This is a genomic window from Pseudomonas sp. S5F11, from assembly GCF_019641515.1.
GTDB classification, from domain to species: Bacteria; Pseudomonadota; Gammaproteobacteria; order Pseudomonadales; family Pseudomonadaceae; genus Aquipseudomonas; species Aquipseudomonas rhodesiae.
This window is the reverse complement of the sequence record NZ_JAIFJZ010000001.1, coordinates 3209928-3219198: the sequence shown is the minus strand read 5'-3', so window position 1 is coordinate 3219198 and position 9271 is coordinate 3209928. Positions and strand designations below refer to the sequence as shown.

Below are 9271 nucleotides of genomic sequence, written 5' to 3'. Positions count from 1 at the left end.
CCAGCAGCGCCAATCTTTCGGGATTGGCGCTGCGTGGGCATCAGCGTCGGGCAAATGTGTGTAATCTCTGCAGAGGCCGTGCGCGGCACCTGCAGGGATTTTTTATTGGGAGAACGTTGATGTTCTACGTGCAACGCGATCAAAACAACGCTTTGATCCGTGTCGAGGCCCAGGCCTATGCCGAGGCCACCGAGACGCTACCGGCCGACCATCATGAGATACAGGCGTGGTTTGCCGACGATGTGGTCGACAACAGCCTCAAGCAGCTCAAGCAAAGTGACTTTGAGATGATTCGGGTGCTGGACGACTTGATCCAGGTTCTGATCACCAAGAACGTCATGAGCATCACGGACTTGCCGCCCGCCGCGCAGGCCAAGTTCCTCGAACGTACCCAGGCCCGGGCAGCATTGGGCGGGTTGAGCGAGCTGATCAATGACGATGAAACCGGCTTGATCTGAGCCGCCCCACCTCCTTCACGGCATGACCGTCAAGGAGGCGAGGACGTTCTACTTCCAGGGCGCCGGTTCACCCACCAGTTGGCCTTGTACCCCTTCAATCCCCATCTCGCGAATCACCTGTAGCTCACCCTCGGTTTCCACACGTTCGGCAATCAACGGCAAATCGATGCTGTGGGCGGCGCGCTGGATGGCTTCGATAAAAAAGCGCTTGTGGCTTTCCTGGTCGATGGCACGGATGTAGCTGCCGTCGATTTTCAGGTACGCCAGGCCCAGGTTCGCCAGGTTGCCGATCATGCTGAAACGCCCGCCGAAACGCTGCAGGCCAAGGCTGAAGCCCAGGCTGCGCAAGCGTCGGGTCAGGCGCTCCAGCTGCGACTGCTCGGGCACTTGTTCTTCACCGATTTCCAGGGTCAGGCGCGGCCCCAGGGCGGGGTTTTGAGCCAGGCGTTCGAAGACGCGCTCCAGTGCCTGTGGGTCGTTCAGGGTAGCGGCCGACAGGTTCAACGCCACCGATGGGCTGTGCTGGGTCAAGTGCTTGATCACCAGATCAACCATCAATTGGTCAAGGCGTGCAGTCCAACCGAAGCGCTCCAGCCACGGTAGGAAGTGGCCCGCCGCGATGGTCTGGCCCTGTGGGTCGAGCAAGCGTGACAACACTTTGTAATGCAGGACCTGTTGGGTATCGCTGCTGCTCACCACCGGCTGGAAAAACAACCGGAAGCGCCCTTGGGTCAGGGCGTCGTCGAGCAAGGTGTGCCAGCTGTGGTGATCGTCGCTGACGGTGCCTTGGGTCTGGTGTTCCAGGCACACCCAAGTCTGGCCTGTACCGGCTTCGGCCTGGGCCAGTGCCTGGTCGGCCAGCATTAGCAGGTCTGCCGAGGCATCGCCCGGTTTGTACGGTGCCAGCCCGATGTAAGCCACGATCGGCATATCGGTGGCTCCCGTTTCGTAAAGGCTTTGCAGGGTGCCTTCCAGGGCCTGGGCCAGCTGCAACGCTTCATCGCGCACCAGCCCTGGGGCGAGCACCGCGAACTCGCCGCCACGGCTGCGGGTGATCAGGTTCTGGGTTTCCGGGTACTTGGCGCAGGTGCGCACCAGTTGCTGACTGACGGCCTGCAGCAGTTGGTCAGTGCGTTGCCCGCCCAAGCGTTGGTTGAGGCCGCTCAGGTCGTTGACCCGCAACATCAGCAGGTAACCCGAACTGGCTTCCTCAAGGTTGCTGACGCGCGATTGCAGCTGCATTTCAAAATAACGACGGTTGGCCAGGCCCGTGAGGCTGTCCTGGTAGGACTCCACCCGCAGTTTCTCGCTGCGTTCGGTCTGCTCACGGAACAGCGCCTTGAGCTTCTCCACCATCTGATTCATGGCCTGCACCACCCGGCGCAGCTCAGGAGTGCGGGGCAGATCGGGCAGGCTCAGGAATTCACGGCGGGCGATGGCATGGGACTGCTCGACCATATAATCCAGCGGCTTCAATTGACGCCGCAGCAACAGGGCGCCCAGTACCGCGCTCACGGCGCCGCAGAGCAGCAGCCAGCCCAGGCTGCCCAATGCGCTCTGCCACAGCTTGGCCAAGGCAAACATTGGATGGCTGACCACCTCGACCCGCGCCGCCTGCTGCCAGCCACGGCTGACGATCGCATCGCCGCCGGCCGGCGCCAAGCCGATCATCTTCACGAACCACGCCGGGACGCTGCTGGCGTCCGGCTCGGCGGCGCGCTCTACCAGCACTTGGTTGGTGCTCAGGTCCACCACGCGGATGCTGGCGTAGTAGCCGCTGTCGAAGATCGAACTGACCATCAGCTCGGTCATCGCCGGGTCATCGATGTTCGGCGTCAACGACAGCGCCAGCGCGGTGGCCGCGTCCTGAGCGTGGGAGCGCAGTTGGTTGACGTACTGGGTACGCGAGCTTTCCAGGCTGACGAAGAAGCTACCGCTGAACGCGACCACCAGGAACACGCAGATAGCGATCAGCAATTGTTTGAACAGTGACATCGTAGCTCCTGTTAATTATCCGAACCGGTCGGAAACCCTTCAGCGGTCATTTTCTTCAATACATCCTGCCAACGCGACAGACGCTTGGTATCGCCGACTTTTTTGTTGCCCGTCGCGCCGGTCAGCCACAGCCCTTCACCGTTGAAGGCGTAAACCGGCAGCAGGTCCGGCCGTTGGCTGGCCGGCAGAATCGGGTCCATCAGGCTGTCCAGTACCAAGGGCATGGCCTCGGGGCTTGAATAGTAGGTCAGCACCATATGTGCACGATTCTGGCGCAGAGCCTTGACGTAGGTTATGCGCAGCTTCTCGGCCGGTACGCCCAAATGACGCAGGCTGAAGTATTTGGCGATGGCGTAGTCTTCGCAGTCGCCGGCGCCTTTCCACAAGGATTGAATGGGCGTCGCCCAATAATCCACCTCGTGCCACAGGTCGATATCTTCTTCGTAATGCAGCTGACGATTGAAGAACAAGTTAACCACTTTGAGTTGTTCGCTCTCGCTGACCTGCTTTTCTGTGGCCAGTAGCTGTTGCCAGGCATCAATGCGCTGTCGACCGGGGCCGAGGGGGCCGTAGAGCGCTTCGGCTTTACGGCTGATCTGGCTGAAATCCCAATCGGCGAGTAAATCGCCCAGCAGTCCGCCGCCCAGCACCACCGCGATGGCGAGGCCGTAGAGGAACCGAGGGAATTTAAAGCGTATCGCCACTGCGCTTATCCAAAACGTACAGCCGGGAAGTTGCCGCAATGGTGCGGGGATGGCGGGTAAAAAACAATGGCACGATGAAATCACCGCCTATCAAATGACGGTATTTTTCGTCAGTAAATTGGCAGTTTTCCGCTCGTCTGAAAGGGCGGTGGATTTTTGATCAAAATAATGACACTTCATCGGGGCTGACACAGAATGCAGCCAATAAACACGCCAATATGAACACGTATGGGAAGCCTTGATGGGCCGACCTTCCACGTCTTCCGATGGCGTTGCGAAGGAGCCCGGCCATGAGCCGCACCGATGATCTATTTGCCCTGTTCGGCAACAGCGTTTCCCGTGACCCAAAGGGCAAAAACGCTCGGTTGCACTTTTTCGGCAGCATTCCATTTGATGATGGCACCCGGGTAAACCGTGAAGATGGCTCGCTCGTTCGTCCTCATGGGGCTCACGGCAATCAACCGTCCGCGCAGGCCGAACCCGTGCCGCTGCGTGCCACTGTGGTGGCGGTGGTCTCGATCAACGGCGGCGTAGGTCGTAGCACGCTGGTCACGGCATTGAGCAGCGGGTTGCAACGCTTGGGTGAGGCGGTGGTGGCCGTGGATCTGGACCCGCAGAATGCGCTGCGCCAGCACTTCGGCGTCGATCATCAGCGCCCCGGTGTGGGGCGCAGCAGTTTGCTCAATGCGCCGTGGGCCGGCGCCTTGCAAGCGGGGTTCGCCGGCTCTCAGGTGATCCCATTCGGCGACACCGACAGCCGCCAGAAGGAGGGCCTGCAACGCTGGCTTACGCGCGAGCCCACTTGGTTGGCCGAGCACCTGTCGGTCATGGGGCTGAGCGAAGCTCACACGGTGATCATCGATACCCCCGCGGGTAACAACGTTTATCTGCATCAAGCCCTGAACGTGGCCGATATTGTGTTGGTCATCGCTCAACCTAACGCCGCCTGCCTCGGCACCCAGGACCAGTTGGACGCACTGCTGGCGCCCTACCTTGAGCGTGCGCGCCCGCCCCGTTGCCATTTCGTGATCAATCAAGTGGATGACCAATCGGCGTTTAACCGGGAAATGCTGGAAGCCTTTACGCTGCGTCGCCAGGCTGACGCGTTGGCGGTCGTACATGATGACGCGCTGATCAGCCAAGCCCTGGCGTTTGCCACCGACCCGCTGGATAACGTGGCGTCCAGTCAGGCAGGTGCGGATATCAATGAGCTTTGCCGCTTATTGATTGCGCGTAAGCGAACCGCGTAAAGCGTGGTTTAGAGGCTAATCGTCAGAGGCTTATGCACAATCGGTTGGATGCGCCATTAAGAAACACTCTTTTTGCGGAGCGGTTCTCATCTGGGCTTAACTGCCTGTTTTACGTGCATTTTATTTTGTGAACAAAAAATGAACAGCTCGGGTTTTGGCCTGCGAGCTAGATGATTAAAGGCTTCGTAAAGAAACCATCAACAGAGTTATCCACAGGCCGCACTGCGTCAATTTGCCTCTTAATCGCGCTCGGCAAGCACCATCAAGTTGCGCGGCGTCAGTGCGGCGTCGCAGAAGCTGCCCAGTTCAACGCGGTAGCCTTGTTCGGTCAGAAACAGCGCACGATCCAGCACCAGCCATATCTCCAGCGGTCGCCGAAACAGACCACGTACCAGTTCCAGGTTTCTCACCTCGGCCAAGCGAGCCCAGCTATAGGCCTCCAGCGCGGCCCAATCCTGCTCGCCTGTGGATAAACCTTTCAGGTTTGCCAACGCTTGGCAGTAGTCGGCGAACGGTACGCTCAGCCACGCGGTCGGCAGTGAAGGGGTGGGCAGGTACTCATCGCAACCCCGTAGCTGCCGTTGCAGTTGATCGAAGCCCAGGCGGCGGGCCATGGATGTGTCCCGTTGCTGGCGTACGCGTTTGCCGGCAGTGACGGTTTCGCTGAGCGGCAGGCCGAGGTCTTCGACCGACAGTTGCAACGTTGAAGCGCGGCCTGCCTCGGACAGTGGTTGATAGGTCGATGCGCTGATGCGGTTGTAACAGCAGGGCGCCAGGGCCAGCTGTTTGCAGCCTTGTGCACTGGCCAGTTGCAGCAGGCGCACATGCAGGTCACCACAGGCGTGCAGGGCGACGGGGGTGTGTTCGGCGCTGAGGGTGACGCCCGCCATGACGTCTTGCAGGCGATGGGTCGCGGCCAAGCCATGGTGGTCACTCAGGGCCTGGCCTGCGGCGATCAGTGCCGGGTCGTATTCGAGGCAGGTCAGCTGTTGCGCGGTTTGCAGCAGCCGGCGGCCCAGGTGGCCCTTGCCGGCACACCAATCCAGCCAGTGCGTGGGGGCTTGCGCAAACGACAGGGCGGCGCCGAAGGCTTCGATTTGCTGCCACTTGCGGCCCGGCACATCGACATTCAAGCGATGGCGCGCGGGCGGCAGGGGCTGCGTCGGCAACTTATCCACAGCACTGAGCTGACGCGCCTGTGCGGAAAGTTGTGCAAAAGGCGCGGGCGCCGGGAGGTCATAGGGGGCGTTGTGGCTGGCTTCGGCGTCATCCAGCGAGCGCTGGCGCAACCAGTGTGCCAGCTCTGGATGTCGTGATTCCCAGGCCAATTGGCGATGAGTGAAGGGCCGTGGTTTCCACAGCCCTTGGTGCTCGATCAGGAAGGCATCCAGTGCCTGGAAGTGCGCCTTAACGTCCCTGGCAGGCATCGACGCGCAGCCAGCGTTCCAGCAGTTTGAAGCCGCGCACCAGGATGTAGGCCATCAACAGGTAGAACAGGCCGGCAGCGAAGAAGATCTCCACCGGCAGGTAGGTTCGGGCAATGATGGTTCGCGCCATGCCGGTCAGTTCCAGCAGGGTCACCGTACTCGCCAGGGCGCTGGCCTTGAGCATCAGGATCACTTCGTTGCTGTACGCCGGCAAGCCGATGCGCGAGGCGCGGGGCAGGATGATATAGAACAGCGTCTTTGGCTTGGACATGCCCAGGGCGCGGGCGGCTTCGATTTCGCCCGGTGGGATGGCCTGGATCGCCCCGCGCAGGATCTCGGCGATATAGGCGGCGGTGTGCAGGGTCATGGTGGCGGTGGCGCACCAGAACGGATCGCGCAGGTATGGCCACATAAAGCTGTTACGCACCGCATCGAATTGCGCCAGGCCGTAGTAGACCAGGAACAGCTGCACCAGCAGCGGCGTGCCACGGAAGAAGAAAATATAGGCGTAGGGCAGGGCGCTCACGTACCAGCGGCGCGACGAGCGGGCGATGCCCAAAGGAATCGCCAGCAGCAGCCCGGCAATGACCGCAATGGCCACCAGTTCCAGGGTGAGGATGGCGCCCTGGGCCAGTTTGGGCAGCCACTTGATGATCACGGCCCAGTTCAGGCCCAGGTCGAAATGCGCCAGCCAGCTGTAGTCGCCGCTCATTGGGTGCTCCTCGCAAAGCCGCGGGCGGCGCGTTTTTCCAGGAAGTGCATGGTGGTCATCGCCAGGACGGTGAGCCCCAGGTACATGAACGCCGCAACCATAAAGAAGGTGAACGGTTGTTTGGTCACCGTGACGCCGATCTGCGCGTGGCGCATGATTTCTTCCAGGCCGATCACCGACACCAGGGCGGTGTCTTTCATCAGGATCATAAACAGGTTGCCCAGGCCCGGCAGGGCGATGCGCCACATCTGCGGCATGATCAGGCGGGTGAAGATCCGAAACTTCGAAAGCCCCAATGCCACGCCCGCTTCGCGGTGGCCTTTGGGAATGGCGAGGATCGCGCCGCGGAATACTTCCGTGGCGTAGGCGCCGAAGCACAGGCCCAGGGCAATGACCCCGGCGGCAAAGGCGCTGAGAGACAGGTCGGGGTTACCGAAAAACTCACCCAGGGCACGCATCATGTTGACCGTGCCGAAGTAAATCAGCAGTACCCACAGCAGTTCCGGGATACCACGGACCACGGTGGAGTAAGCACCGCCAAGCCATTGCAGCGGCTTGTACGGGGATGTTTTGGCCAGGGCGCCGGCCAGGCCGAGCACCAGCCCCAGGCACAGGGCCGTGAGTGCCAGTTTGACGGTCATCAGCGCGCCGGCGGCGAGCGCGGGGCCGAATCCGTAAAGGTCGAAATTCATGGTTTAGTCGTTTCGTAAGGTAAAGCTCAGGACCGACGCGCTCGGGGGAGCGCGCCGGGCAGGCGTTCAGGTCATTCGATGCTGAACGGGAAGTACTTGTCGTTGATTTTCTTGTAGGTGCCGTCAGCCTTGATCTCCGCCAGGGCTTTGTTCAGGCGCTCGCGCAGTGGGTCGCCTTTGCGTACGGCGATACCGATCTTGTCGCTTTCCACGACAGGCTCACCTTTGAATTCAAAGTTGGAGCCGTCTTTGCTTTTGAGCCACTCATACTGCACGTACTTATCCGCCAGAATGCCATCGACACGCCCGGAGATCAGGTCGAGATAGGCGTTTTCCTGAGTGTCATAAAGGCTGATCTTGACGTTGTAGTCATCTTCCATATTGCGGTCGTCCAGCCAGGTGCCAGCGAGTGTTGCGCGTTGGGCACCGATGGTCTTGCCGCTGAGATAAGTCTTGTCTGTCTTGAAGTCGGTGGTCTTGGGCGCGATGAACTGCAGCTTGTTGGAGTAGTAAGGATCGGTGAAGTCGACGGCCTGCTTGCGTTCGTCGGTGATCGACAGCGAGGACACCAGGAAGTCGAATTTCTTGGCGTTCAGGGCCGGGATGATGCCGTCCCAGTCGGACACATACACTTCGCACTTCTCGACTTTCATCTTGGCGCACAGGGCGTCGCCGATATCTTTGTCGAAGCCAACGACGTTACCGCTGGCGTCTTTGTTATTGAACGGCGGGTAGGCCGCTTCAATCCCCATTATCAAGGTTTCTGCCATGGCCGAGGCGCTGAACGCCATCGTGACGGCGGCGGCCAAAAGGAACTTTTTATAGTTCTGCATGCATGTTGCTCCGTTAGCGGTTGCTGGACATGAATTGTTTGCAGCGCGCCGAAAGCGGGTTTTCAAATACCTGCTGTGGCGATCCTTGCTCCTCGATCAGGCCTTGGTGAAGGAACACCACCTCACTGGACACCTGACGGGCAAAGCCCATTTCGTGGGTGACCAGCAGCATGGTGCGACCTTCTTCGGCCAGCGCGCGGATCACACTAAGTACTTCCTGAACCATTTCCGGGTCAAGGGCGGAAGTGGGCTCGTCGAACAGGATGACTTTGGGCTGCATCGCCAGGGTGCGGGCGATGGCGGCGCGTTGTTGCTGGCCGCCGGACAATTGTGCCGGGTAGGCGTGGCGCTTATCGGCGATGCCGACCTTGGCCAGCAGCGCTTCGGCCACTTCGATGGCTTCGGCCTTGCTCTGGCCCAGCACACGGCGGGGCGCCTCGATGATGTTGTCGAGGATGCTCATGTGCGGCCATAGATTAAAGTTTTGAAACACAAAACCGATTTCGCTGCGCAGGCGGTTGATCTGCTTGCCGTCGGCGGCCATCAGCTCGCCGTTCTTCGCGGCTTTGAGTTTGAGTTCTTCACCCGCCACCAGGATCTGGCCCTGATGAGGGTTCTCCAGCAGGTTGATGCAGCGCAGGAAAGTCGACTTGCCGGAACCGGAGGAACCCAGGATCGAGATCACATCGCCGTCGCGAGCGGTCAGCGAGATACCTTTGAGTACCTCCAGCTCACCATAACGTTTATGCAAGTTGCGGATTTCAAGCGCGGGCGTGGCCTCGGCCATGGGGGGTCCTCATTGTGTTCTGCGTGCCTGCTGTTGGGCCGCCTTCCTGGCGAGGCGCCAAGCTAGCATAGCGTCCGGATGGCAGCCAACAGCGCGGCGGGCGGTAAGCGGGCGGCATGCGGCAGGGTGTCGCATCGGCACAGCGACGTGTCGCGCCGTCAACAACCGAACAAGCGTTTGAACCCGGAAAGCCGCAGGCTTCGCGTCAAAAAGGGCGCGATGGTGCCAGCTTTGGCCAGGTGTTGGAAGGGTTAAACGGGCAAACGGTCGCTATCGGCGCTTTTATGGGGCGTTACTTATTTTGTGTGTGTGTTTTTGGTGCGCGTATCGGCCTGAATAGTGAGTCGGACGGTAACGCTATAGCGGAATGCCATTGTTCTCAATGACTTGCGTGCGCTGTGGAAAAGTCCTAC

The 9271-nt window shown here is 60.3% G+C and carries 9 protein-coding genes; 2 read left to right on the top strand and 7 right to left on the bottom strand.

From position 1 onward, the window contains the following. The first annotated feature begins 119 nt into the window (after positions 1-119). Positions 120-458, top strand: coding sequence for a hypothetical protein (locus K1567_RS14550; protein ID WP_034095418.1), 339 nt, complete (start codon positions 120-122; stop codon positions 456-458). 48 nt (positions 459-506) lie between these two features. Here the strand turns inward: K1567_RS14550 and lapD are convergent, their stop codons facing one another. Then, positions 507-2453 carry a cyclic di-GMP receptor LapD gene (gene lapD / locus K1567_RS14545; protein ID WP_220698592.1) on the bottom strand — a complete coding sequence of 649 codons (1947 nt, stop codon included), beginning with the start codon at positions 2451-2453 and terminating at the stop codon, positions 507-509. A gap of 11 nt (positions 2454-2464) precedes the next feature. Next, a complete protein-coding gene (gene lapG / locus K1567_RS14540) occupies positions 2465-3157 on the bottom strand; it encodes a cysteine protease LapG (RefSeq protein WP_047881464.1) in 693 nt (230 codons plus the stop codon). 290 nt (positions 3158-3447) lie between these two features. On the opposite strand from lapG, the gene bcsQ reads away from it, so the two are divergent. Next, entirely contained in the window at positions 3448-4407 is a 960-nt protein-coding gene (bcsQ, locus tag K1567_RS14535; protein ID WP_034111370.1) for a cellulose biosynthesis protein BcsQ, read from the top strand. A gap of 239 nt (positions 4408-4646) precedes the next feature. Here the strand turns inward: bcsQ and K1567_RS14530 are convergent, their stop codons facing one another. The 5 genes from K1567_RS14530 to K1567_RS14510 form a co-directional block, all read right to left on the bottom strand. After that, positions 4647-5834, bottom strand: a complete 1188-nt coding sequence (locus K1567_RS14530; protein WP_220698591.1) for a methyltransferase — start codon at positions 5832-5834, stop codon at positions 4647-4649. Beyond that, positions 5815-6504, bottom strand: a complete 690-nt coding sequence (locus K1567_RS14525) for an ABC transporter permease (protein WP_169867941.1) — start codon at positions 6502-6504, stop codon at positions 5815-5817. The genes K1567_RS14530 and K1567_RS14525 overlap by 20 nt, the downstream gene beginning before the upstream one ends. A gap of 38 nt (positions 6505-6542) precedes the next feature. Beyond that, on the bottom strand, positions 6543-7238 hold the full coding sequence (locus K1567_RS14520) for an ABC transporter permease (RefSeq protein ID WP_034095423.1): 696 nt from the start codon (positions 7236-7238) through the stop codon (positions 6543-6545). Positions 7239-7309: 71 nt separating this feature from the next. Further along, entirely contained in the window at positions 7310-8071 is a 762-nt protein-coding gene (locus K1567_RS14515) for a transporter substrate-binding domain-containing protein (RefSeq protein ID WP_034095424.1), read from the bottom strand. Positions 8072-8084: 13 nt separating this feature from the next. Then, positions 8085-8858 (bottom strand): ABC transporter ATP-binding protein, encoded by a 774-nt coding sequence (locus K1567_RS14510; protein WP_034095425.1) that lies wholly within the window; start codon positions 8856-8858, stop codon positions 8085-8087. Between the last annotated feature and the right edge of the window lie 413 nt (positions 8859-9271).